The 24,223-nt window shown below is 68.5% G+C and carries 24 protein-coding genes; 9 read left to right on the top strand and 15 right to left on the bottom strand.

What is annotated here, in order from left to right:
• The first annotated feature begins 42 nt into the window (after positions 1–42).
• On the top strand, positions 43–507 hold the full coding sequence (locus F4554_RS01685) for a YbaB/EbfC family nucleoid-associated protein (RefSeq protein WP_179785725.1): 465 nt from the start codon (positions 43–45) through the stop codon (positions 505–507).
• 39 nt (positions 508–546) lie between these two features.
• Here F4554_RS01685 and F4554_RS01680 read toward each other — a convergent pair whose 3' ends face one another.
• From F4554_RS01680 to F4554_RS01670, 3 genes are all read right to left on the bottom strand, one after another.
• Positions 547–1,302: a hypothetical protein gene (locus tag F4554_RS01680; RefSeq protein ID WP_179785724.1), complete on the bottom strand. Its 756-nt coding sequence runs from the start codon at positions 1,300–1,302 to the stop codon at positions 547–549.
• A gap of 196 nt (positions 1,303–1,498) precedes the next feature.
• On the bottom strand, positions 1,499–2,380 hold the full coding sequence (locus F4554_RS01675; protein WP_179785723.1) for a phosphotransferase family protein: 882 nt from the start codon (positions 2,378–2,380) through the stop codon (positions 1,499–1,501).
• Between the two features lie 86 nt (positions 2,381–2,466).
• Positions 2,467–3,666, bottom strand: coding sequence for a universal stress protein (locus tag F4554_RS01670; protein ID WP_179785722.1), 1,200 nt, complete (start codon positions 3,664–3,666; stop codon positions 2,467–2,469).
• An 84-nt stretch (positions 3,667–3,750) separates the two neighbouring features.
• On the opposite strand from F4554_RS01670, the gene F4554_RS01665 reads away from it, so the two are divergent.
• Positions 3,751–4,230, top strand: a complete 480-nt coding sequence (locus tag F4554_RS01665; RefSeq protein WP_179785721.1) for an SH3 domain-containing protein — start codon at positions 3,751–3,753, stop codon at positions 4,228–4,230.
• 92 nt (positions 4,231–4,322) lie between these two features.
• On the opposite strand, the gene F4554_RS01660 is transcribed toward F4554_RS01665, so the two are convergent.
• Positions 4,323–4,955 carry a hypothetical protein gene (locus F4554_RS01660; protein WP_179785720.1) on the bottom strand — a complete coding sequence of 211 codons (633 nt, stop codon included), beginning with the start codon at positions 4,953–4,955 and terminating at the stop codon, positions 4,323–4,325.
• Positions 4,956–5,254: 299 nt separating this feature from the next.
• Between F4554_RS01660 and F4554_RS01655 the strand changes: the two genes are divergently transcribed.
• A complete protein-coding gene (locus F4554_RS01655; RefSeq protein ID WP_179785719.1) occupies positions 5,255–5,872 on the top strand; it encodes an SH3 domain-containing protein in 618 nt (205 codons plus the stop codon).
• Positions 5,873–6,067: 195 nt separating this feature from the next.
• A complete protein-coding gene (locus F4554_RS01650) occupies positions 6,068–6,508 on the top strand; it encodes a YybH family protein (RefSeq protein WP_179785718.1) in 441 nt (146 codons plus the stop codon).
• Positions 6,509–6,536: 28 nt separating this feature from the next.
• On the opposite strand, the gene F4554_RS01645 is transcribed toward F4554_RS01650, so the two are convergent.
• Together F4554_RS01645 and F4554_RS01640 are read right to left on the bottom strand one after the other, a co-directional pair.
• Entirely contained in the window at positions 6,537–8,036 is a 1,500-nt protein-coding gene (locus F4554_RS01645) for a sulfatase-like hydrolase/transferase (RefSeq protein WP_179785717.1), read from the bottom strand.
• The gene (locus tag F4554_RS01640; RefSeq protein WP_179785716.1) at positions 8,036–9,079 is read right to left on the bottom strand and encodes an alpha/beta hydrolase family protein; all 1,044 of its coding nucleotides are present in this window, start codon (positions 9,077–9,079) and stop codon (positions 8,036–8,038) included. The genes F4554_RS01645 and F4554_RS01640 overlap by 1 nt, the downstream gene beginning before the upstream one ends.
• Positions 9,080–9,259: 180 nt before the next feature.
• Here F4554_RS01640 and F4554_RS01635 point away from each other — a divergent pair, with 180 nt between their 5' ends.
• A complete protein-coding gene (locus F4554_RS01635; protein ID WP_179785715.1) occupies positions 9,260–9,835 on the top strand; it encodes a dihydrofolate reductase family protein in 576 nt (191 codons plus the stop codon).
• 42 nt (positions 9,836–9,877) lie between these two features.
• Here F4554_RS01635 and F4554_RS01630 read toward each other — a convergent pair whose 3' ends face one another.
• The 4 genes from F4554_RS01630 to F4554_RS01615 form a co-directional block, all read right to left on the bottom strand.
• Entirely contained in the window at positions 9,878–11,182 is a 1,305-nt protein-coding gene (locus F4554_RS01630) for an RNA polymerase sigma factor (protein ID WP_179785714.1), read from the bottom strand.
• Between the two features lie 13 nt (positions 11,183–11,195).
• Positions 11,196–11,543, bottom strand: a complete 348-nt coding sequence (locus F4554_RS01625; RefSeq protein WP_179785713.1) for a YciI family protein — start codon at positions 11,541–11,543, stop codon at positions 11,196–11,198.
• Between the two features lie 146 nt (positions 11,544–11,689).
• A complete protein-coding gene (locus F4554_RS01620; protein WP_179785712.1) occupies positions 11,690–12,904 on the bottom strand; it encodes a PP2C family protein-serine/threonine phosphatase in 1,215 nt (404 codons plus the stop codon).
• Positions 12,905–12,956: 52 nt separating this feature from the next.
• A complete protein-coding gene (locus F4554_RS01615; protein ID WP_179785711.1) occupies positions 12,957–13,535 on the bottom strand; it encodes a GNAT family N-acetyltransferase in 579 nt (192 codons plus the stop codon).
• A 185-nt stretch (positions 13,536–13,720) separates the two neighbouring features.
• Between F4554_RS01615 and F4554_RS01610 the strand changes: the two genes are divergently transcribed.
• The gene (locus F4554_RS01610; protein WP_179785710.1) at positions 13,721–14,743 is read left to right on the top strand and encodes a GNAT family N-acetyltransferase; all 1,023 of its coding nucleotides are present in this window, start codon (positions 13,721–13,723) and stop codon (positions 14,741–14,743) included.
• 487 nt (positions 14,744–15,230) lie between these two features.
• Here F4554_RS01610 and F4554_RS01605 read toward each other — a convergent pair whose 3' ends face one another.
• Positions 15,231–16,055, bottom strand: a complete 825-nt coding sequence (locus tag F4554_RS01605; protein WP_179785709.1) for an alpha/beta fold hydrolase — start codon at positions 16,053–16,055, stop codon at positions 15,231–15,233.
• A gap of 137 nt (positions 16,056–16,192) precedes the next feature.
• Positions 16,193–17,341 carry an ROK family protein gene (locus tag F4554_RS01600; RefSeq protein ID WP_179785708.1) on the bottom strand — a complete coding sequence of 383 codons (1,149 nt, stop codon included), beginning with the start codon at positions 17,339–17,341 and terminating at the stop codon, positions 16,193–16,195.
• An 89-nt stretch (positions 17,342–17,430) separates the two neighbouring features.
• Here F4554_RS01600 and F4554_RS01595 point away from each other — a divergent pair, with 89 nt between their 5' ends.
• A complete protein-coding gene (locus tag F4554_RS01595) occupies positions 17,431–18,717 on the top strand; it encodes a DUF1479 domain-containing protein (RefSeq protein ID WP_179785707.1) in 1,287 nt (428 codons plus the stop codon).
• A gap of 34 nt (positions 18,718–18,751) precedes the next feature.
• Here F4554_RS01595 and F4554_RS01590 read toward each other — a convergent pair whose 3' ends face one another.
• Positions 18,752–20,104: a TolB-like translocation protein gene (locus F4554_RS01590; protein WP_179785706.1), complete on the bottom strand. Its 1,353-nt coding sequence runs from the start codon at positions 20,102–20,104 to the stop codon at positions 18,752–18,754.
• A gap of 136 nt (positions 20,105–20,240) precedes the next feature.
• Positions 20,241–21,056: a class I SAM-dependent methyltransferase gene (locus F4554_RS01585; RefSeq protein WP_179785705.1), complete on the bottom strand. Its 816-nt coding sequence runs from the start codon at positions 21,054–21,056 to the stop codon at positions 20,241–20,243.
• A 92-nt stretch (positions 21,057–21,148) separates the two neighbouring features.
• Between F4554_RS01585 and F4554_RS01580 the strand changes: the two genes are divergently transcribed.
• Together F4554_RS01580 and F4554_RS01575 are read left to right on the top strand one after the other, a co-directional pair.
• Entirely contained in the window at positions 21,149–21,649 is a 501-nt protein-coding gene (locus F4554_RS01580) for a GbsR/MarR family transcriptional regulator (RefSeq protein ID WP_202889099.1), read from the top strand.
• Between the two features lie 121 nt (positions 21,650–21,770).
• Entirely contained in the window at positions 21,771–22,511 is a 741-nt protein-coding gene (locus F4554_RS01575) for a phytanoyl-CoA dioxygenase family protein (RefSeq protein ID WP_179785703.1), read from the top strand.
• A gap of 16 nt (positions 22,512–22,527) precedes the next feature.
• On the opposite strand, the gene F4554_RS33405 is transcribed toward F4554_RS01575, so the two are convergent.
• A complete protein-coding gene (locus tag F4554_RS33405; protein WP_202889098.1) occupies positions 22,528–24,189 on the bottom strand; it encodes a glycoside hydrolase domain-containing protein in 1,662 nt (553 codons plus the stop codon).
• Positions 24,190–24,223 lie beyond the last annotated feature (34 nt).

The raw sequence follows: 24,223 nt of genomic DNA, 5'->3' as shown, positions 1-24,223 counted from the left end.
CACGCCGACCAGGCGGGACGAGAGTTCTCGAAGGGGGAAGCCATGGCACTGGAGAGCTGGGACTTCAACGACCTGCTCCGCGATCCTGAGGCGATCATCGCCGCGCAACGGGAGAACCTCCAGCGCGCGCAGGAGATGGAACGCCGGATCGCAGAGGTCAGCGGTTCGGCGACCAGTGAGGACGAACGCATCACCGTCACCTACACCGAGGAGAACGGAATCGAGTCCATCCAGCTCGATCCGCGAGCGATGAGGATGGCGTCCGAGGATTTCGCGGCGGTCTTGGTACAGGTGGCGAACGCCGCTCGTGCGGACATGCGCGACCAGATGCAGCGAGTGGTGGACGAGACGATCGGGGAGGAAGGTCAACCCGATCTTGCGGAGCTCGCCACGAACGCCGCTCAGATGGAAGCCGCGATGAACGAGTTCATGCGCGACACCATGACCATGGAAAGCGACCTTCAGAACGCGATCGACCGCATGAAGCGGATGGCCGAGGGGAGCTGACCCGCGGCATCGCGAGAGGGCAGCGAGCTTGGCTCGGCGTCACGAGGCGGTCTGCTGCTCCTGCCGCATCTTCTTCAGCCTCCATCCCAGGCCGAACCAGATGCCGAACAGGATCAGAGCGACCGCGATGACCAGCGCGTTGATCGGCCAACCGGGTTCGAACACGGAGGCGACCGCTCCGACAACGGCGGCGTACACCACGAACTTGAGGATGTGACGGGCCTGTTCGAGCTGACGCCGACGCTGGAGCGGCGCGGCGACCGAGAGCACGCTGGCCTCGGAGAGTACGGGCACTGACGGATTCGAGTCCGCCGGCGCTGCCTGCGCGGGGTACGGCACTCCCAGTACGGACGCGAAGGCCCGGTGCGCGCGGTGCCCGGCGGCCGCGTCGTCCGAAACCGAGGCCGCGGACTCGGACGCCTCACCGAGCAGCCGGGTGCGATCACCGCCTGAGGTGGGTGTCACGTGCAGAACCTGGCGCCTCGCGAACGCCTTGGCGAAGGCCTCCAGTGCCTCGACATCAGCCGTGTCGGCCGGCCCGATCATGTCGCCGTCCGGCTGGAAGAAGGTCACCCGGCACGCCTCGGCTCCGTTCTGCCAGCAGAGGACACCTGTGCCGAGCAGACGCGCGAGGAGTGGGGCGAAGCGGTCGGCGGCGTCGGCGCGCATCGGAACACTGGTCCAGCCCTCGGCGTGGCTGATGCCGGTTCGGTCGCGCCATCCCGGGGCGAGAGTGCCGAGCGCCTCGACGACAGTGTCGGCGCTTGCCGGTACCTGCACGACTGCGGATGTCATGCCCAGAGACTACGGCGTGTCAGGTGGAGCATGGAAACCCTGGAGTGCTCTCGGCGTGCTGTTCACTTGAGGTCATGGAGGTCCACCACACGACCGTCCCTGTTACCGAGTTCCGCCAGCGCGCGTCGCAGCACCTGGGCGTTGCGAGCGGCACCGGCCGTATCCCCGATGTCGACGTGGTGAGCGACGTGTCCGATCACCTGGTTCGCGATGGAAAGGGCAATGGCCGCCGGAACGCGGGCTCGTCGAGTGACCCACCGGTGTGGCCTTCCACCACTGCGGTGAGGTCCGTCTCCTCGTGAACCATGGCGACGTAGGCGAGCTCGCCGATCGGTGAGCCGCCGTGCCACATGCCCCAGTCGATGAGCCCGCAGACGCGGAGTTCGGCATCGACGAAGACATGCTCGGGCGAGACGTCACCGTGGCAGAGCACGAAGTTGTCCGGCGGCGGAGTCGCCGAGGACGCACCGAGCAGGGCGATCGCGTTGTCCACCTCCTCGGGGGTGAGCCCGGCCGCGGACAGTTGCGGACGTTCGGCCGTTCGGTCGGCGACGAAGCCGCGGCGAAGGTCCGCCGGGTCGGGCCACGTACCGTCGTCGCCCGGACGCCAGACCCCAGGCGTACGCACCGAATGCAGCCTCGCCAGCACCCGACCGACGTTCACCATCGCTGCACGCCTTCGTGCAGTTGACAGCGATGCGAGGACCGTTCCCAACTGACGTCCTGGCGCCTCCGCGAGAACCATCGCGTGCCGCTCGTCCGCCTCGTCCGCGTCGGACGCCTCGCCCCGGACAGTGTCGATCAGAAGTACTTCGGGCACGGGTACGCCGGCGCCACGGGCCTGCTCCATCGCCCATGCCTCGTGGACGAACCCGTTCTTTCCCGGGCCGGGAATCCGCACGTAGACAGCCAGGTCGCCGGTCAGCTCAACCCGATAGACCTCGTTGTCGTACCCACGCATCACTCGCCGCAGGTCCACGACCCGGTGACCGGTGGCCCGCTCCGCGAGGCGAACGACGACCGCCCGCGGTACCGCGAACCGCGCGTGCAGCCGGGCAAGGAATGCTGACTCCGACATCCACCCATCTATGCGGAGCCGCCTCTGCCACGCAACGCGTTTTCCGTCCAGGCACACGGAACGTCGCACTGGCCCGGATTCCGCTGCTACCCGTTCCCCACCGTGCTGCGCGCAACGTGCTTCGTGGACAAGCCCGAGGTCAGTGAGGGTGGGATCACGATGACGGGGCAGCGCGCGTTCCGAACGCAGTACGCACTGGCCGAGCCGAGCAGCGACTCCGGGGACGCGCCCGCGCCGTGGCTGCCGATGACCAGGCCGGCGGCGTGGGCGGCCAGCGCACACAGCGTGGGCCCGGGTCGCCCGTACACCACCATGGAACGCACCGGGGTCTCGGACGGTTCGGCCTGACCGAGGGCGGTGTCGAGCACCTCCTTGTGTGCCCCGCCGGCGGACGCGACTTCTTCCCGCGGAGCCGGGAGCGTGCGGTACGCCGGCCGCGGGGCGAGCAGGCTGACGGACGTGGCGAGGACTCTTCGGTTCGTCTGTCCGGCGTACCGCAGTCCCCACGTCAGCGCGTACTGCGAGCCCGCGGACCCGTCGACGCCGACGACGACCGGCCCTTCCGAAGGCACCGGCTGCCGCAACAGCGCCGCGTGGAGGTCGTGCGCGGTCAGCATTCCCACGACCTGTTCCCCGTCGATCACCACGACCGCATCGCCGGTGCTCTGGCGCAACGTCTCCGCGGCCTCGCGGACGGTCAGGTCCACGGTCACGGTCGGCGCCGGCATCCGGGCCACGTCGGCCACCAGCACCGCGCGGTCACGCCGCGACCAGTCGTACATCCGCCACAGGAGATCGGCCTCATGTACGACACCGACACATCGGCCCTGCTCCATCACCGGCAGATGAGCGAACCCTGCGCCGAGCATCGTCCGCCACGCGGTGTCCACATCCGTCGCGGAGTCCACTCCCACCACCTCGGTGCTCATCACCTCCCGTACCGGCCGGTCACCAAGACTGTCAAGCCAGCCTTGCGGGCCGCCGCCGGCCACGCCGGTCTGCTCCGGCACAGGAACATCGGGTACGACCGCGACGGGGCACGATGCCAGGCGAAGACAGCGACTCATCGTCGAGGAGTCGAGTACGTCGGCTTCGGGCAACCGCCCGAGCACCAGGAGCGCCGCGTCCCGGGACAGGGACAGGAGAGCGTCGACGTCGGTCTCGCCCTCGACGTAGATCGGCTCGACCGCCTCCTCCAGGCGGTCCGCCTCCGTGACGGCCCACTGCAGCGCATGTCTGCTCGTCGACGAACGGTCGAGGCCGACCAGGATCCGCCCGTTGTTCACGCGTCACCGCCCTGTCGCGAGTCCTGATGGAGTGAGCCCCTCCAAGGTCACCCGACTCAGATCCGGCGAATCAAGGGTCCGGCGGTGGCGTCTGTACGGGACCTTGGCCACCGCCGATTCGTCGCACCGTCGCGCGGGCAGGAAATTCTCGCCGGTTTGGTCGGTGATCCCGATTCCTGTATTTGCATCCGCGAACGCCCGGCAGACTTGCGAGAACGGGTACGCCCAGGATGGAGGAAACGCGGATTCCGTGGCATCGTCACCGCCGCGGCAACGGTCGCGGTCTCGACGGCCGTGTTGGCGCCCGCGCCGCAGGCTCAGGCCTCGACGAACCCGAATGCGACCTACCAGGGCAAGGTTCTCACCACGCTCACCGTCCGGAAGGGACCGACGACGGCGGCCATCGCCGTCGGCACGCTCCAAGCAGGAAAGACGATCACCCTGCTGTGCAAGGTGAACGGAGAGGTCGTCCACGGCAAGCCACTCTGGTACAAGCAGGCCACGGGTAAGTGGGTCACCGCCTACTACGTCGTGCTCCAAGGGGCGGCACCGCCGTCCTGCTGACGTCACCTCGAGGAGAACGGTGGTGGCGGGCTGAGGCCCGCCACCACCGTTCTGCATGTGCTCATCCAACCGGCGTTGCTACCGGGTCACCGTCACGACGTGCAGCGGACGGTGGGGTTGAACTGCGCAAGCTCCCCGGCAGGGTTCGGGCGCCAGACCCAGGCGTGCAGGTCGTAGTGGATCGGCTGACCTGGCTCGTGTCCCAGCATCGGCCCGTCGAACGGCTCACCGAACAGCGTCGGGCGGTCGTCGTCGGTTCCGAGGTTCTGGTCGGCGTCGGCCTTGAAGTACTCGATCGCCACCAGGTGGAGCCTGCTGTGGTGGTCGCGGGCGTACACCAGGACCTCGGGCCGGGTCGGGTCGAGGTTCGGGTTGGTCGCAAGGTCGGGGTTGACGTAGTGGTAGCCCATCCCGCCGAGCGTCGGGTCCGCCACGCAGACGTCGGTGGGCAGGTAGCCGGCCTCGACGGCATTGTCGACGTTCCGGTAACGAGCGGTCGCGTCCCGGATCACCTGGCGCTGTGCGGCCGTCAGAGAGCCGGGCCGGTCGCGGTGGGAGGTGTAGTGCGTCGCGGCCTGAGCGGACAGAGTGGTTTGAGCCGAAGAGGTGGCTGCGTGCGCGGTGCCGTCGTGCGCGGCGGCCGACGCGAGCGCGACGGGTCCGCCGGTGGTGAGCGCGACAGCGGCGGCCATCGCCACCCGTTGGATGGTGCGGCGTCGAAGCATGTTCGGCTCCTTCGAAGTCGTACTAAAGGTGAGTGGCCGGCGCCGGGCAGACCGCCGAGTCCCTCGCGGACTGCGGAGGGAGCGATCCCCGTGCCGTGTCGGCGCAACCAGGCCCCAGGAAAGGTTTGGCGAGGCCGTGGGCCGGCGCCGGTCGCCCGTCGCGGACCCGGCCGGGACCACAGTCGACCGCCGCGTCGACTCCGATGGTGGGATCCCTCTTTCGCGGAGTCGTACAACCATCGCCGCCGCTCGCACGTCTACCCAGCCAAAGTGCGGCAATCATCGAGAAAGAGAGGCTCATGATGAGTAGTCGCATCCGCGAATACGCAACCGCCCTCCGCGGGCTGGTCCGGCTGCGGGTGGGTAGGCGCGGCCGTGGCATCGTCACCGCCGCCGCGACGATCCTGGTCTCGACGGTCATGCTGGCCGCGGCGCCGGGAGTTTCAGCCGCGACGACGTACCAAGGCAGGGTCGTCGCGACCGTCAACGTCCGGAGTGCGCCGACAACGTTCGCGTCCGACGTCGGCACGCTCCGCGCCGGGGCGACGGTCACGCTTCTGTGCAAGGCCTTCGGGCCGTTGGTGGGTGGCAACTACGTGTGGTACAAGCTCGGCACCGGCCGGTGGGTCACCGCACGTTACGTCGCCAACGTCGGGACCGCGCCGCGGTTCTGCGGCAACGGCAACGAGTACGACGGACGGGCCCTGGTGGACCTGAACGTGCGCAGCGGTCCGAACACCGCGAACGCGGTCGTTTCCTCGGTCCGCGCAGGGGGATTCCTGCCGCTGGTCTGCAAGGTCGACAGCCAGTCGGTCGGTGGCAACTCCCGTTGGTACCAGCTCACGAGTGACGGGCCCGGCGCGTGGGTGGCCGCGCGGTACGTGACCAACGTCGGCTCGGCCCCGCCGTACTGCTGACGACACCTCCGAACACGGTGGTGGCGGCCTGACCCCCGCCACCACCGACGGCCGCCCCGTGGCCCTGGCCACTCCCGCCACGGCCGGTCGGCCGGTCGGTCGGTCGGCGGGCACGGATCTCACGTTCCGGCTGCCTGCGTCGTCGTAACGGTGACGAAGGCCGACAGGCCGGACCGAGCGGAGGGACCAACCGCGATGCCCACACAACGCGAGCAGGACGAAGCCAGGATCAGGCAGCGGATCGACCAGATCGTCGACGGGATCGGAGCCAAGGATCTCCAAGTCCTGCAGCGGATCTACGCCACGGACGTCGTCTCCTTCGACGTCGAGCCGCCCCTGCAGCACGTGGGAATCGACGCGAAGCTGAAGAACTGGGCGAAGGTGTTCACGATCTTCTCCGACGTGTCGTACGAGGTTCGCGACCTGACCCTCACCGTGGGCGCGGACGTCGCGTTCGGGCACTGCTTCGGCCGGCTCAGCGGCACACTGAACAACGGCACGGCAACCAGCGGCATGTGGGTCCGCGGGACGTTCTGCTTCCGGAAGATCGACGGCGAGTGGTTGATCACGCACGACCAGGCTTCGGTGCCGTTCGACCTCGCGACCGGCAAGGGCGTCACCGACCTCGAGCCCTGACGGGTCAGCTCCCGGCCGCGCTGTCAACTCACGATTGCGCCAGCTCAGCCGCCACCTCGGGGAACACGTCCTCGATCTCCTTCGCCAGCAGACGTCGCAGTGCCAGCCGTTCGTGCTCGTACGCCGGATCGGTCGCTACGTTGTGCTGCTCGTGCGGATCGGTGGTGAGGTCGTACAACTCGTCGACGTCCCGTGAGCGGTGGATGTAGCGGGACGTCCCGGTGCGGACCGAGGCGTTGAGCGCGTCGGTCGTGGCGTTCCAGTCGGCCGGGTCGGTGTGTTCGCCCTGCGCGTCGGCGTTCATGCCGTAGAGCACGGTTTCGGCGGTGACGTACTCGCGGGTCGGTGCCGCCGCCCGCTCGCCGAGCATGCCGGCGAAGGAGATCCCGTCGTCGTCCTCGTCCCAGGCCACGCCGGCCAGTTCGGTCAGCGTGGCGGCGAGGTCGACGACGGACACCAGGTTTCCGGTCGAGGTCGAGGTCGAGCCCGACGTCGCGGCACCCACGTCCGGGTGCCGGACGATCAGCGGGATCCGCAGCGCCTCCTCGTAGTGCAGGAGATGTCCCTTCTCCATCAGGCGATGCGCGCCGAGCAGGTCACCGTGGTCGGAGGTGTAGACGATGATCGTCCGGTCCAGTTGGCCGGTACGCCGGAGGTGCTCGACCATGGCGCCGACCTGCGCGTCGACCAGGGCGCCCAGGCCGAGGTAGTGCCCGACGACATCGACCCAGCCGGCCTCGTCGAGGTCGGCGTACTTGCGGGCGAACCCGGACTCCGCCACTTCGCGCGGCCTGGTTCCGAGGCCGGTCGCGAAGCTGGCCGGCAGCTCGACGCGACCGCGGTCGATGATCGTGTCGTACGGCGCCGGCACGATCATCGGGAAGTGCGGCGCGTTGAAGGAGCACACGGCGAACCACGGCCGGTCGTCCGGAGCATCGTCGAGCGTGCGCAGGAACTGCTCGGTCTGCCAGGTCTCCAGGAAGTGCTCCACCGGGATCTCGGCGGTGCCACGATGCGGTGCCGTACGCAGGGTTCGTACGTCGGCGGCCGTGAGGTTCTCGATGTGCCCCTCGACGAGCTCGTACCCCTGCGCGGTGGCGTACTCCCGGTAGGGCTCGATGTACCGTCCCCGGTCCCGGCCGTCGAGGACCGCGGGGATGGCGACCTGGTCGGCGAAGCCCATCCGCGCCGGCGTCGTACCCGGAACATGCCACTTGCCGCAGTACGTCGTGTGGTAGCCGGCACGTTGGAAGGCGCGCCCCAGCCCGGCCTCGCGCAGGTCCGGAGCGATCGCCCGCCAGTTCCCGAGTACGTGATGATGCCGCGGCATCCGCCCGGTCCACAGGCTCGCCCGTGACGGGCAGCACAGCGGGAACGGCGTGTAGCAGTTCTCGAACACCGTCGACTGCTCGGCGAGCGCGTCCAGGTGCGGAGTGTGCGCTGCCGGATTGCCCGCGTACCCGAAGGAGTCCCAGCGCTGCTCGTCGCTCATGACGACCAGCACGTTCGGTCGTTCGCTGCTCGCCATCACTCGATCAGTTCCAGCAGAGCCTGCCACGCCTTCTCCTCGTAGAAACGATGTCCGCCGTCACCGATCACCAGCCGGCACTGCTCGTCGGCCCCCGACGCGGTGTAGATCCTCCGCAGGTCGTCGAACGCCGTGCGTACGCCGAGCAGCGGGAAGATGGGATCGTCGCGGCCGGCGACCACGACAACCGGCTTCGGCGCGAACAGCCCGAGCACGTCGGCCGCCTCGGCCCAGCGGAGCAGACCGGGAACGTAGTTGTCCGCACAGTGGTAGATGCTCATGATCGAGTCCGCGAACGTGCAGAACGCGCACGAGGGCATCGCGAACCGCACGCGGTCCAGCAACGCGGCGGCATAGATGGTCGCCGTACCACCGCCCGAGTTCCCCATCACCCCGAGTCGGGACAGGTCGACGTCGCCCCGCGCGGTGAGGTAGTCGATGCCGCGGTCCACGTCGAACACCCGCTCACCCACCAGCGTGCGCCCCAGCATCAGGGCCTGCATCGCGGCGTCGTGACATCCGTGCGGTGAGGTGGCCGCCTGGGCCTGCTCGCGTCGGTAGCCGAAGCTGCGCTGCTCGATGCACAGGGCGGCGAACCCGTGCCGCATGGCGCCCAGCGCGAAGTCGCGGTCACCCTCGACGGCGAAGGGCACGCTCTCGTCGTCGCGTTCACGCGCGATCGAGACGTGCATCCCCGTGCTGTGCCCCTGCAGGCAGATCACCGTCGGGTAGGGCGGGGGGCGATCGTGCGGCGTACAGAAGTACGCCACCACGTCAGCGTGCGGCTCGGCGGCGAAGGCCAGCTTCTCGACCGTGCCCCGCTCCAGCTCGTTCCGCCACAACGTCCGCGCGCGCAGTCGAAGCCGCGAAGGCTCCGGCATGCCCAGCAGCTCACGCAGCGTGGGCCGAAGCCGTTCCTGCCAGGCCGCCACGTCACCACCGGTGAAGCGCAGGGCCGGGGCGATCTCCTCCAGCAGATACCGGTGGTTCTGCGACGGGGACAGGCTCAGCTCACCATCCTCCGCCACCTGCCGGCCCTCCACGGCGTGCCTCCCACTCCTCGGTCCTTCGTACGACCATGGTCGGGGCCGGGGTCGACGCACAAGTGCAACCCCTGACCGACTCCTGACAGCAGAGGTTCTCACGATCGCCGGCGATGAGTTCTCGCCTCGGCGCGGGTCTGCACCAGGTGATGTCACCCGAGACCCGTGGAGCGAACGACGATGCCGGAACTCCTGATCGACTTCATCACCTCGCTTGACGGTTATGCCTCCGCCGACGGCTGGCCGGGCTTCTGGGGACTGGAAGGACCCGAGTACCTCGCGTGGCTGGGCGATGCGCCGGAAGGGGACTACACGGTCCTGATGGGCGCAACCACGTACCGCGTCATGTCGGGCTTCGCCGCCGACGGCGAGGAAGGCACCGACGTCCTCGCGAACCTGTCGAAGGTCGTCTTCTCGAGCACCCTGACCGAGCCACTGACGTGGCCCAACTCGCGGCTCGTTTCCGGAGATCCGATCGAGGCCGTACGGGAAATGAAGGAGAAGGGCTCGGAGTCCCTGCGCACCATCGGCAGCCTGACCCTGTGCCGCGCACTCCTGAACGTCGGCCTCGTGGACCGCTTCCGCGTGGTCGTCTTCCCCGTCATCACCGGCGCCACCGGTCACGAGCGCATCTACGACGGCTACCCCGACGTCGCTTTGGAGATGACCGACAGCCGCACCTTCGACGGCCGCATCCAACTGCTGGAGTACGTCCCCAAGGTTCTGAGCGGACCTCCCGGCGCGCCGACCGCCTGAACGCCCGTGCGCCCGGCATCGCGGACTCGGCGGCGACGGGCCCTACGGCCGCAGGGGACTGGCGAGGCGGTCGGCCAGGAAGTCCCGTTCGGCTTCGTTCGTGGCCAACTCCAGTGCCCGGCGGTACGCGGTGGCAGCCTCGTCGGCGCGGCCAAGCCGCCGAAGGAGGTCCGCCTTGATCGCCGACAGGTACTGGTAGCCCGCCAACCGGCCGTCCCTTTCCAGCTCCTCGACCTCCGCCAACGCCTGAGCGGGACCGCTGACCATCGCGAGTGCCACCGTGCGGTTCAGCGCCACCACCGGTGACGGCCACACCGACAGCAGTGCGTCGTACAGCGTGAGGATCTGCGGCCAGTCCGTCTGGTCATAGGCCGGTGCCTCGGCATACAGCGAGGCGATCGCGGCCTGCAGCACATAGCGGCCCGGTCGCCCGCCGCGCAGGCCGTCCACGATCAGGTCGTGTGCCTCGGCGATCGCCGCGCGGTCCCATCGCGACCGATCCTGCTCCTCCAACCGCAGCAGTCGGCCCTGGTCGTCGACCCTGGTGGCTCGCCGGGCGTCGGTGACCAGCAGCAGGGCTAGCAGCCCCCACACCTCCCGCTCGTCGGGCATCAGGTTCCGCAGCATCCGGGTCAGTCGCAGCGACTGGTCCACCAGGTCCGTACGCAGCAAGGACCCACCCGACGGCGCGGTGTGGCCGGTGGTGAAGAGCAGGTGGATCACTCCCAGCACCGCGCGCAGCCGGTCCGGCAACTCGGCCGCCTCGGGCACCCGGAAGGGGATGCGGGCGGCCGAGATCTTCTTCTTCGCCCGGGTCAGCCGGGCGGCCATCGTCGGCTCCGACACGAGGAACGCGCGAGCGATGTCCCCGGTCGACACCCCGCACACCAGCCGCAGGGTGAGCGCCAGCTGCGCGTCCTGCGCCAGGGCCGGATGGCAGCACATGAAGATCAGTCGCAGCCGCTCGTCGGGTACGACGTCCTCCGGGTTGCCGGTGGTCAATTCGAACGCTTCGTCCATGGCCGCCTCGTCCACCGAGTCCGCTGACTCCTCCGACTCCACCAGCAACGGCAGCTTGGAGCGGAACACCCGCTCGCGGCGTACGGCATCCATCGCCCGGCGCTTCGCCGTGGTGGTGAGCCAGGCCGCCGGATTGTCCGGGATGCCGTCGAGGGCCCAGCTCTCCAGCGCCGCGGCGTACGCCTCCTGCACGCACTCCTCGGCCAGGTCCAGGTCACGCGCGACCCGCACCGTCGCGGCGAGCACCAGGGCCCAACCGCGACGGTGCGCGTCGGCGACCGCCGCCTCGACGTCTGCCGGGTCTGCCGGGTCTGCCGGGTCTGTCATGCGGTCACGCCTCTTACTGGCCCTTGGCGAAGAAGCCGGCGACGGGGCGTACCTCGACACCGCCGCCCTGCTGGGTGGCGGGGTTGCTCCGCGCGATCTTCAGGGCGGCATCCAGGTCGGGCGCCTCGACCACGCAGAAGCCGGCGATGACCTCCTTGGCGTCGACGAACGGACCGTCGGTGATGGAGTCGGCACGTACCGAGGTCGCGGTGTCCCTCGGCTGCAGCGCGGCGGCGGCGAGCATCGCCCCGGAGTTGATCAACTCCTCGGCGTGCCGGTCGTGCACCGCGAGTTCCTCGGGAGTGGCGTCCGGGCTGTGGGCCGAGTCGTTGGCGTAGATCAGGATGGCGTACTGGGCCATGGGAGGTCTCCGTTCAGCTGGTCGGTTGGTCCGTACGCCTCTACGTCGTACGGCCGGCCCGGAATCGACAGCGTTCCCCAGCCTAAATTGCCGCCACGACGCCCGACCTCGGCGTACCCGTCCCGTACCCGCCCCGTTCCCGCAGGTCAGAGCGGGAGCCGGCGAAGCGAGAGCAGTGCGATGTCGTCCGGTACGTGCCGGCTGCCCACCAGCTGGTTCATGACGGATGCGCAGACGGCCTCCGCCCGGTCGGTGCTGACGGTTCGGCGGAGAAGGTCGATGCGCTCGTCGATCGAGGCATCACGGCGCTCGACCAGGCCATCGGTGTAGAGGCACAGGACCGAGCCGGGCCCGAAGGCGATCCGGTTGCTGTGACGCACCTGGCCCGGGGCAGCCCCGATGGCCAGGTCCGTCCGGAGATCGAGGACGGAAGCCTCGCCCTTCGGGCCGGCCATGATCGGCGGCAGGTGTCCGGCCACGGAGATCGACATCACGTCCAGCGAGGTTTCGACGACCACGCAGACGACGGTCGCCAGGGTGTCGGGCCCGAAGTGGTGGACGTTGCGGTCCAGCTTGCCGAGCAGGAGACCCGGATCCTCCGTGTCGAGACTGTACGCACGAAGATCGCTGCGCAGCCGGCCCATCACCATCGCGGCGTGCAGTCCGCGGCCGATGACGTCGCCGACCACCAGGCACAGGGCACCGGAGGGAAGGTGGAAGACGTCGTACCAGTCGCCACCGACGCCTCCTTCTCCGGTCACGTAGCGCGCGGCGACGTCCAGTCCCGGCAGGGTCGGCAGTTGGTAGGGCAGCAGGCTGCGTTGCAGAGTGACGGCGGCAGCACGGTCGGCGTCGGAGAGCCGCGCCCGGGTGGCCAGAGCGGCTCGGGTCGCCACCAGCTGCAGCAGCTTCACGTCCTCCTCGGTGAACCGTCGTGGGCTGAGCGTTCCGACGTGCAGCACGCCGACCACGGCACCTTCGGTCACCATCGGCACACCCAGCAGGGACCGGATCCCCTTACGCCACAGCAACGGGTTCCACACGTTCTTGCTGTCGACGTGCTCGAGGATGATCGGCTCCCGTTCGGCCGCGATCCGGCCGGCGAAGCCACTGCTCATCGGGATGCGGACGCCCTGGCGAACCTCCTCCTCGATTCCCTTCGCCGCCGTCGCCACCAACGACTGGGACGAGTGGTCGAGCAGGAGCACCGCCGCCGTGTCGACCTTGAGCAACTTCCTGACGCGCTCGAGCAGCTCGTCCAGCAGATCGGCGACGCTGAGCTGAACGAGGGCCTCGTCCGTGATCGCGGCAACGCGGCGAATCCCGTGGTCGCCGAAGGGATCGGTCAGTTCGAACGTCATGCACGCGAGATTAGTTGCCCGGGAAGTTAGCGGCGCGCTCCGCTGAGCGGCCTCATCGGAGGTACGTCGCCAACAGGGGATGGTTCAGCCGGGCCTGTACACCGCGCCATCCCGCCGCGACCTCGGGCCGGCTCGCGAGCTCGTCCGGATCCGGATGGAAGCCGAAGTCCAGGTAGACCTTGAGCGCCCACGTACGTCCTGTCGAGGTCCCCAGCATGGCGTCGGGATGGCTGCGCGCGAGCCGCTGCATCGCCCGCGTCATCATCGGCTTGGTGAGGCCGCGTCGTTGGTGGGCAGGGTGCACCACGACCCAGTGGATGCGCCCTCGTTCCGTCGGGTTGTGGCGATCCCGCTCCCACCACCCGGTGATGCTCCCCGCGGGCTCGCCGTCGAGCGTTTCCACGAAGAACATGCGATCGGACAGCACCGTGTGGTCCGTGCCGAACTCGCGAACGAACAATTCCGGCGTCACGTCGACATACGGCTCGGCCGCGAGGTGCAGGTCCGTCCACGTCCGATCGTCACCCACCTCGTACGTACGAAGCCGATAGCCCGGCGGCAACTCGTGTTGTGGGAGATCGGCGAAGTCGTCTCGAACCATCCGCACGCCCACGTTGTCTGTCTCGCTCATACCGGCACATCCCACGTCGTGGTTGGCAGAACTTCCCGTACGGGTCTACACCATGGCGAGGCACCCGAACTCGCAAGGGCGTACTCGACCTGGGCCCGACGGAATCCCGCCCTGGTTCGGCCAGCCGACGACGGCCGAGGCCGTTGACAGCCACCGCCGGACGACTGCACGGTGTGCGGGCCGACATGGCGACGTCCGCCCAGAAGGAGGGTCCCCGCGACATGTATCGCCGACTGGGGTACGGAAAGTTGACCAGCGGCGAGTCGCTGGAACTCGCGGCGGTCGACGCTCCCGATCCGGACTGGACAGGTCGGCTGAGACTCTTCCTGCGTCACAAGGGTGATCCCTACGCCGGCCACATCGAGCGCGCGCTCGACCAGCCGCTCGACGACCTGCGGACCCATTTCTACGTCGGCTGCGTCGACGGCGAGCCGATCACACACGTCATGGTGGCGGGAGCGCGTGGTTTCGGGGTTCTCGGCCACGTCTACACAGTGCCCGAATGGCGCCGCCGTGGTGCCTTCGGTCAGCTCATGGCCACACAGATGGAGGATGTCAGGGCGCTGGGATTCACTCGGCTCACACTGTCCACCGGCTACGGCTCGATGCCGTACGAGGTCTACAGCTCCTTCGGGTTCCGGTCCGCGGTTCCGGAGTCCGGACAGATGTGCTGGTTCGCGGAGCCCGGCAGCGAGCCCGCGGCCGCACCCGCGCCCGCGGGCGACACGTCGATCCGGCGAGCCAGGTGGGACGACTGGGGCGCGCTCTGCTTCGTACTCGCCCATGCTCCCCATGCCGGAGAGCCGGCGCCGAGGTCGTCGGCACTGGGCATCGACGAGTGTGGAAGCGCGGAAGGCAGCTTCCTGCGACTGCTCGGGCAACTGGATCTCGCAGGGGCGCAGTCGTACGTTGCGGAGAGTTCGGCCGGAGGAGTCGTCGGGTGGTGCCACCTTGTTCCCAGCCCGCTGACGCTCGGCGGCGCGTGGCTCCTCGACCTTCACGTGCTTCCCGGCTTCGAGGGCCTCCTCGGCGATCTCCTCGGCAGGGTCGACTGGCCGCAGCGGCCGGTCGTGTTTCCGACCAGTGCCGACGCGGACGTGTACGAAAGCGCCATGACCGCTGTCGGGTTCACGAAGTCGGCTGTCCTCCCGGCCGGTGACCACGGTGGGTCGACCCGCCGGCTCACGCTCTGGTGGCGTACGGGCTGAGGGCAGTGCCCGGACGCCGAGGGGTTGGTGAGGTTCAAGGAGCGGTCTCGCCGCCGGCGGCTGGCGCAGCATCGTGCGGACCCTAGCGGCATGCGTGGCCTCTCCTCGACGGAACGACCCGGGGGCCTACTCGGTGAGCTCCGGAGCGTAGAAGGCCGGGAGTGGCTCCGGCCCGGTGTACTTCTGGCAGTTGCACGGAACGGACTCGATCCCGGCCCACCTTCCCCCGTCCCACCGCGTCACCTCGTTGAGTGCGTGACACCGGCCTCTCTCCTCGTGGAAAGAAGACGCATGTCCGCACCCGCACAGGGGTTTGACCTCCCCCAGGGCGCTGCGTCGCGACCTGCCCAGGCCTGGCAGGAAACGGCCGATCAGAATTCCTGCCAGGAGGATGACGGCTCCGATGATCAGTTCCATGACAAAACCCCCTCCGTGCTGAGGCTCACGTGCGCTGTGGGTTACCCGAACCAGTCTGGACCGGATGCGCTCAGTCGTGCGAGTTCGTACGCGAGAGGGCGGTGACCTCTCGTACGGCATCCGCGATCGCGGCGAAGTCCTTGCGCAGGAGGGCACCGTGGTTGCTGGGGACCTTCGCGCTGATCCGGATGTTCGGGTTGCGCTCGACCACACCGTCGAGGCCGGCGCGGATGCGTTCCTGCTCATCGCCCTTGCTTCCGAACGACGTACCGGAAGCGAGCACATACCGGGCCGGGACGGTGATGCTGTCCAGTACGGGACTCAGCTCGCGCTCCCGGGAGAGCCTGCCGAGCTCGATGTTGCTCTCGGCCTGTTGTTCCGCCGTCATCCGCGGGGTGAGGCCGGTCGGACGCAGCAGCGGCGTGAACCACCCCATCCGCCGGAACAGCTTCCGGATCCGCTGCTCCATGGCCTCGTCGAGCCAGTCGTACGGAAACGCTCCGTCGACCAGGACCGCGCCCAACGTACGGTCGGGATTACGGCCGGCCCAGTGCGCCGCCACGACCGCGCCGTAGGACCAGCCCACCACCAGGGCCCGGTCGACGCCCCTGGCCGCGAGGACGGCATCGACATCCCGGACGGCGGCTTCGAAGGAGTAGTCCGCCGAGCGCTTCGACTTCCTGCCGCGGGCCCGCTCGTCGTAGGTGATGTGCCGCCAGTCCGTCCCCAGCTCGGCGATGACCCGCCGCCAGTACCCCTGGGTGGCGAACTGACCGTTGAGGTAGACCACGGGGACGCCGGAACCGCCGGAGTCGGTGACGGCCAGGGCCGTGTCGTCGACCGACACCATGCCGGTCCACTGCGAACTGATCGAGGACGTGCTGTTCGTTGTCATGCAGCCACCATCCGCGCCCGGCCTGACGTCGACCTGACACGGACCTGACACGTGCCGCGTCGAAGGCTGCGCCGGCGCTGAGATCGCGTTCATGATCACGCTCAGGTTGGAACGCCGTACAGCGCTGCCTCTTCACGTCAACGACTGCTGTTCGTGGCGGCGTCTACGACTGCCTTGCGCAGGCGGCTGAGCGCTTCCGCGCGAGCGCCGGTCAGCGAGGGCTCGGCCGTGAGTTGCGCAGCGCGGATCGTGAGGGGCCGGGGCAGGTCGCCGGCCGCGGAGTCGATGGTCTCGAGTACGACCGGATGCGTTCCCCACGGGCCGCCGACGATGACGGTTTCGGGATCGGCCAGGGCGGCGACGGCCGCGAGTGTTCCGCCGAGGGCCTGCCCAAGTGTCCGGCGTACCGCGGCACCGTCCTGCTCGTCGGTGACGGCGGCCACCAGCCGGTCGACGTCGATGGCCGTCGATCCGGGCTGGCGCAGGTCCAGCTGCTCGAAGACGTCGATCAGCTGGGTGGCACGACCGTCTGTTCCGCTGGTGACGACATGTGAGATCTCTCCCGCCATGCCGGTGTGGCCCTTCATCACCTGACCGTCGCTGACGATCGCGCAGCCCAGTCCCTCACCGAGGAAGACGTAGGCGAAGTCGCACAGCCGTGGTCCGGTGTGGTGGTCGCGTTCGGCCCGCGCCGCCCAGTTCACGTCGTTGTCGACGACGACCGGCCCACTGACGTACGGCGCGAGGATCTCCGCCGGATCGAGCTCACCGATCAGGAACGGCTCGTCCGGGAAGCGGACCAGGCGAGCCGTGGAACGATCCACCGGGCCGGCTGCACTCACGACCACGATCCGGATCGGCCCGTCGATGCGACCGCGGACCCGTTCCGTCGCGGCGACCACTGCAGTGGCCACGGCCTCCGGGCCGGCCGGCCTGTCGATCTTCTCCTCGGCCCGCACCTGGGTCTCGCCGTAGGCGTCGACGCCCTCGGCCACGATCCCTTCCGGCGCGATGCTGACCGCCAGGGCACTGCCGATGTCAGCGGCGAGCGCGTAGTACGAGCCGACCCGGCCGCGGCCACGTCCGCCCGCGCTGCGCTCGCCGGTGTCCACCACGAGCCCCAGCTCCACGAGGCGGCGCACACTTTCACCGGTGGTCGGCTTCGACAGACCGGTCTCGGCGGCCAGCTCGGCACGCGTCATCCGGCTCCGCCGCATCAGGGCCGACAGCACGTGCTCGTCGGTTAGGCCGCGCAGCAACTCCGGGGAAGGCTTGGCGGGATCCACCCGGCCATTCTAGACAGGGGTCTTGCCTAGAAAGCTCCGCGCGCCTACAGTCCCGTTCAAGTAAGGAGCCGTGACTAGAAGGAGTGGCCATGTCGGCGAGCCCCGTCACCCTGCCCGCGCTTCCGCACTGGGACCAGACGCCGGACGACCTGCCGGAGGCGATCCGCGAGATCAAGGCCGCGCTGCGCGCCCGCATCGCAGCGTCCGGTCGCACGGTCGAGGAGGTGTTCGCGGTCGTCGAGGACGGCATCCGGGCCGAGGTCGAGCAGATCACCGCCGCCCGCCGGAAGGGCGAGCCGATCTGGCCGGTCGTCGACTACGCCGACATCGCCGCCGGGACGGTCTCCGCCGAGCAGGTGGCCCAGCTACGCCGGCGTGGCTGCCTGGTCGTACGTGGACACTTCGAGCGCGAGCAGGCGATGGCCTGGGACCGCGATGTCGTCGAGTACGTCGACGGCAACGACTTCTTCACCGACTACCGCGGCCCCGGGGACGACTTCTTCGGCAGCGTCGGGTCCAAGCCCGAGATCTACCCGATCTACTGGTCCCCGGCCCAGATGCAGGCCCGGCAGAGCGACCGCATGGCCCGCGTCCAGGCGTTCCTCAACCGTCAGTGGACCCACACCTCCGACGGTGTGCAGTGGTTCGACCCGGACCGCGACTCGCTCTACCCCGATCGGATCCGACGCCGCCCACCAGGCACCAACTCCGGCGGGCTCGGCGCACATCTCGACCCCGGCACCCTCGACCTGTGGATGACGCAGGCCAACCAGAAGGCGTTCGCCTCCTTGTTCGACGGGACTGTGGAGCAGTACGACCCCTGGCAGGCCGCCAACCGGACGGTCGGCAAGCAGTACCCCGGCAGCACGATGTGCTCGGCGTTCCGCACCTTCCAGGGCTGGACCGCCCTGTCCGACATGGACCACGACCAGGGCGTCCTGCACACCGTCCCGATCGCGGGCGCGATGGCGTACCTGATGCTGCGGCCGCTGCTGCCGGACGTGCCCGACGACGACATGTGCGGCGTCACCGTCAACCAGGTCTTTCCTGTCAGCGAGAAGTGGCACCCGCTGCTGATGGAGGCTCTCACCGGCATCCCGGACGTGAAGGCCGGCGACTCCGTGTGGTGGCACTGCGACATGATCCACAGCGTCACGCCGGTCACCGACCAGGTTGGCTGGGGCAACGTCATCTACATCCCCGCCGCGCCGTGGTGCCCGCGCAACGAGGAGTACGCGGCCCAGGTCCGGGACGCGTTCCTCACCGGCTCGAGCCCGAGCGACTTCCCGGCCGAACACTACGAACGCACCTGGCCGAACCGTTTCTCGCCGGACGACCTCAACCACACAGGCCGGCGCGGCCTCGGCCTCGACTGACCGGGCCAACTCATCGGCGCGTGGAGCTTTTCGGCTAGCGGGTGAGCGTCGTGGTGACGGTCTTCGAGGGGAACCACCCGTCGAAGTCGGTGTAGCGCGCAGTGAAGGTGGTCGTCCCTCGCGGCAGGTCGTACGTGCCGGTGGTCTGGCCGTTCTCGTCCAGCATGCCCGACAGGATCTCCTTCTCGGCGCCGCCGTTGGTGGAAGCGGTCACGCGTAGCTGCCGCAGTCCCACGACCGGGAAACGAAGGGTCGCGGTGACCGTCGCCGTGTGGCCGGTCTTGCCCTTACCCACCTGGGCAGTGATAGTCAGGTCGGTGTACGGCGGGTTCGGCTCGTGCGCCGGACCGAACGAATGCAGGGTCACGTTCTGGCCGTACAAGTCGCTGGTCACCACCCACGCACGGGTGCCCGCCCGGTTGACCAGGAGTGTGCGGTACGACGCCGCCTGGTCGGGGTGGAAGTCGACCACGTACGTCGGCACGGTCGCATTCCTGGCGTACAGGTACACGTCCGGATCACTGCTCGGTGCCGGATCCCGCGCGACGGCGACGGTCGACCCGTCACCTGACCAGGCAGCGTCGATCGGGTAGGCGCCACTCGGATAGATCTCGCTGTCGGCCAGGTCCGGCACTCGGTAGGTGCGGTGTTCGTACGGCCATCCACTGGACTGCACCACCGTGGTCCCGTCGGGACTCATGGCGTAGTCCCGCAGCGATCCGTCGACGGTGCTGCGCGCTCGGATCCATGGCGTGTCACCCGAGATGTCGACGACGAACGTCTTGACGGGCGTGACTCCCCTGTCGCCTGCGACGACCAGACCGGGTGCGCCGGGGCTGGTGTCGAGGACGGGGTTGTAGTCGACCGCCTCGGTGAACAGGCGCGGTGACGTGTTCGGCGCGGACCAGACGGCCAGGCCACCCGAGCCGGCGCCGCAGTCGACGTAGCCCGCCACGACCTTTCCGCCGGTCGCCTCGACCGAGGTGGGGCAAACACCGTCGGGCGCGAAGTAGACGCCGGTGACCTGCAGGCTCTCCGCATCCATCGCGGTCACCCGGTCATAGCCCTGGGCGGCGAACAAGGTGCGGCCATCGTCGCTCAAGGTGACGTCGGTGACGTCCTTCACCGCGTCCACGTGCGACAGCAGGCGTCCATCCAGGTCAGTGACCGCCAGCGGGAGGTCGTGCCCGATGCTCTGCCCGACATACAGTCGGCCGCGCGCCTCGTCGAGTTCGATCGCCGAGAAGTAGCTCACCGGGAGCGGAACGCCAAGACTCTTCACCGGCGCCGGAGCGGTCTCCGCCATGGAGGCGCCGTACGCCAGCGTGCTCGGACCAACCGCGACCATCGCAGCAACAGCACCAACAATCCACGTACGCGCGCGCATCCGCACGTCCCTCCCTGCAGTCCCAGCCCACACGTCGAATCGGCGCCGGCCATGTCTACACCACGGCGGACCCGTTCGGCCAGGGCGTATCAGTTGACGAGTGTCGACTGCTCGAACTGCTGGAACGGTCGGCGCTTCAGAAGCGGAACCGCACGATGCGGACGGACCGCTTCATGCCCGGCAGCAGGTTCAGGAGGCGGTACATCCGACGTACGTTCGCGGGAGCCTTGGCCATCAGGACCGGTGAGTCGTTCATCGGCGCCTCGTCGACGTACTCGAGCCGCGGGTGCCAGTCGGCCAGCGCGGCCGGATCGTCGAAGCCGCTGTGGAACCGGACTCCGTACTTGCGCAGCGTGGGGTCCCACTTCGACGTTCGCCATCCCCAGACCGACACCAGGTCGAGTTGTATCTGACCAGTGGGGAAGGCGTCGACGACGCTGGTCAGCAACCGCCGGACCTCGGCCTCGGTCAGGTAGGGCACCAGTCCCTCGGCGATCATCAGCACCGGCCGGCCGCGGGGAATGCGGTCCAGCCAGGCCAGGTCGGTGACGCTGGAGCCGATCAGGTTGTAGTGCTCGCGCGACGGCAGGAATCGTTGCCGCAGTTCGATGGTGGACGGGTAGTCCAGGTCGTACCACTCGACGGTGGCGGGCGGGTCGACTCGATACACGCGGGCGTCGAGGCCGCAGCCCAGGTGCAGCACCACCGCGTCGGGGTGATCGGCGAGGAAGCTTCGGGCCCAGTCGTCGTGGGCCTTGGCGCGTACGACCGCGACCAGACCCAGCTGGCTCTTGCCGAATCTGCGCTTGTCGTAGTCGGGGTCGAGCCCCCGCATCGCCTGCTCGGCGTACCGGTCGCCGAGAATCGGGTCCGGCAGTCGGTTGTCCAGTGCCTTGGCCCTGAGGATGGGGCTGAGGGTCTTCTGCACGCCGACGAGTTCGGTGTCGCTCACGCCGTTGACGCTACTCTTGTTTCACGAATTTTGTGAAGTCCGTGACAAGGTTGGATCTGTCGAGACCACGACAAGGAGGGGAGGGTGCGGTGATGGGAGCAGGCGAGGCCGCCGTCGTCGCCTTCCGGGAACGGTTCGCGCAGATCATGGTGGAGTCCGGCATGCCCCGGATGGCCGCGCGTGTGTACGCCGCGCTGATGGTCGCCGACTCCGGGAAACTGTCGGCCGCCGAACTCGCCGAACGACTGGGCGCCGGCGCCTCGGCGATCTCCGGGGCGGTCAAGTACCTGGTGCAGGTGCGGCTGGTCGAACGCGGTCGTGAACCCGGTAGCCGCCACGACTTCTGCCGGATCCACGAGCACACCTGGAGCCACTTCATCAGCCAGTCCGACCCGGTGCTGGTCCGGGTGCAGGCCGGTGCCGAGGAAGGCAGCGCGCTCCTGGGTCCGGACTCCCGCGCCGGGCGCCGACTGGACGAGACCAGCCGGTTCTTCGTGTTCCTACGCGAGGAGATCAAGGAGTCGATGGCGAAGTGGCGGCGGCTCCAGGCGGCCGAACGTGAGACCGGGTCTCCGACCGGTTCCCGACAGTAGGAAGGGCCGAATGCCCGTCGTACTGGAAGATGGACAGGTCAGGCAGATCCGATCCCGTCATGAGCGTGCGGCCAAGGTCCGGCCGGGTACCGGGCGCCAAGGCCAGCGAAAGGACCGCGGAGTGAGTTCACCAGCTTCGACCACGAACGAGACCCCCTGTCTGAGCGGTCAGCAGGTCGCGTCATGGCATCGCGACGGCTTCCTCGTGCTCGACCGCCTGATCGGACCGGAGACGACGGCCGCACTGCGCGTTGCGTACGACGACCTCCTGACCCGTCAGGACACCAACCCTTCGGACCGAATGCTCGGAGGCATCACCCGCCAGGTCATGCTGCCGGCGCGGGCACACCCGCTCTTCGACCACAACCCGGCCGTCGACAACGCACTCGTGCTGGCCCGGCAACTGTTCGGAACCGATCAGTTGGTACGAACCTTCGACATGCTGATCTACAAGCCGCCCGGGCACCCGCACGTCACACCGTGGCATCAGGACTTCGCGTACGGCGCCATGCCGTTCGCCGACGCGGGTACGCAGATGCACGATCGGTCCATCCAGTTCTGGGTGCCCCTGGACGATGTGGATACCCAGACCGGCTGTATGCAGTTCATTCCGGGGCACCACGACGGACCGCACCTCGAGCACTACGTGGCATCGGGCAGCCCTGAAGACGAGGGACGGTTGCTCGCCCTCACCGACCCCACTGCTCAGCTCGATCTCTCGCGCGTCGTCGTGGCAGAGATCCCGGCCGGCGGCTGCACCATGCATCTGCCCGGGACCCCGCATTACACCGGTGCGAACCACTCGGCCGACCGACCGCGGCGAAGCTACATCTTCAACATAGGGGTCCGCTCCGCGGAGTAGCCCGTGCCAGGACCAACTACTTCGGCCCGGCCATGGCGGCCGCGACCAGTCGGTTGATCTGTTCACGCGTACGGCGGTAGTGATTCGGGTCGTAGCTGTACGCGTCGAACTTGAGGGGCCCTCCGTCGCCGTCGGTGTCGATGAGGCGCATCACCGCATCCTTGCCTGCGACGTCCCGCAGCGCCTGCATCGCTCGATGGTCCTGCATGGCCGCCGCGAACACCTTGAACCTGATCGAGTCCAGCGGCTGACCCTTCGGCCCGGGATAGACGATGAAGGGGTCGCCGGCCGGGAACCCGCCGCCGGCGCAGGTGTCCTGGAACGGATCGACGTGCGAGCGTGAACCCACCGAGTTGTAGAAGTTGAAGCCCCAGTGCAGAAAACCCGCCACGTCGAACGCGAACAGTTGGTGCCCGAGAACGCGATTACGAAGCGACGGCAGGCCGATGAACCGGTTCGCGACGTCCCGCTGCTGGGACACGCAGTAATAGACCCACAGATCGTCGATCTTCGCGTCCAGAAACGGCCCGATCGCGTTGGTGGCCACCACCGGAATCGGCACCACGCCGTTCTGGTAGAAGGCGAAATCGCTGAGGGCGTCCACAATGGTGCAGCCGGAGAGCAGATCGACGATCACCGCACGCGCCGCCTCGTAGGTGGCGAGCGCCTTCTCACCATGCGGTTCGTCCGAGACGTGATAGATGACGTCGCCGGACCAGTGCGAGGCAAGGAACTCCCGTAGCTCCGGCACCAACTGCTCGAGCAGCTCGCGGTATGCCGGGTCCGTGGCCCCGACGTGCCAGCCGAACTTGTGCACGGTCTCGCCGTTCTCTTCGACATAGATCGCCGGAGTCGCCTCGGCGCCCCACTGGGTGAAGAAGTGCGCGATCTCGACCTGGGCCAAGCCGTGCTTGCGGCACAGCTCCAGCCAGCGACCGAGCTTCTCGAAGCCGAACGAGTACCGACCGGCGGAGTAGCTGATGTCGAGAAGCTGGACGGGTGTTCTCGTAGTGCCGCGCGAGGTGTCCAAGGGCGGAGTCCACACCGGCGTCAGTACGGACGTCGCACCCATCTCGGCCGCCCGGCCGAGGAAGTTGTCGACGGCGGTCCAGTGCTCCTCGCTGAAGACCGGCACGTCGTAGTACTGCGCCAGCCCGTCGCAGTGGAACCAATGAGTGTTGACGATGTCGAGCGGCGGCAGTTCGTACGGGAACACGTCGAACTCGACCGTGTCCTCGAAGAGAGAATCACCGTCGGCGGTGCGCGCTGCGATCGTCAGTTCGTGAACTCCGGCATCCGCCGCGTCGTCGATCCGCAGGTCGACCCAGACTGCTCGCCACCAACCGAACAGCGGCATGACCTCGCCGTTCACAGCCGGGCGGAGCAGATCCGGATACAGGCCCGGCGCATCGCGGTCGTACCGATCGTCGTGGAGTCCGGGATAGGCCATCGTGGTGCACGGGACCAGTTCGACCGTGTGCAGGCTCGCGAATCGGCTCGCGTCTCCCGCGAGTTCGAAGACGATCGGCCGAAGATCCGGGGAACGCCCGTCGAGCGGCGGTCTGAACGCGACCTGCACAGACCCGGTCTCGCCGAGGAAGAGGCTCTGCGGGATGGACCGGTCGAGTGGACGCGGGTCGCCGTCGGTGTAGACCTTCTCCAGCGAATCGGTGGTCACGAATGACCAACCGGTCGATGCCGTGCTCATACTG

Source organism: Actinopolymorpha rutila, assembly GCF_013407855.1.
Taxonomy (GTDB): domain Bacteria; phylum Actinomycetota; class Actinomycetes; order Propionibacteriales; family Actinopolymorphaceae; genus Actinopolymorpha; species Actinopolymorpha rutila.
Note: the sequence above shows the minus strand (reverse complement) of the source record. Positions and strands in the feature narration are given on the sequence as shown.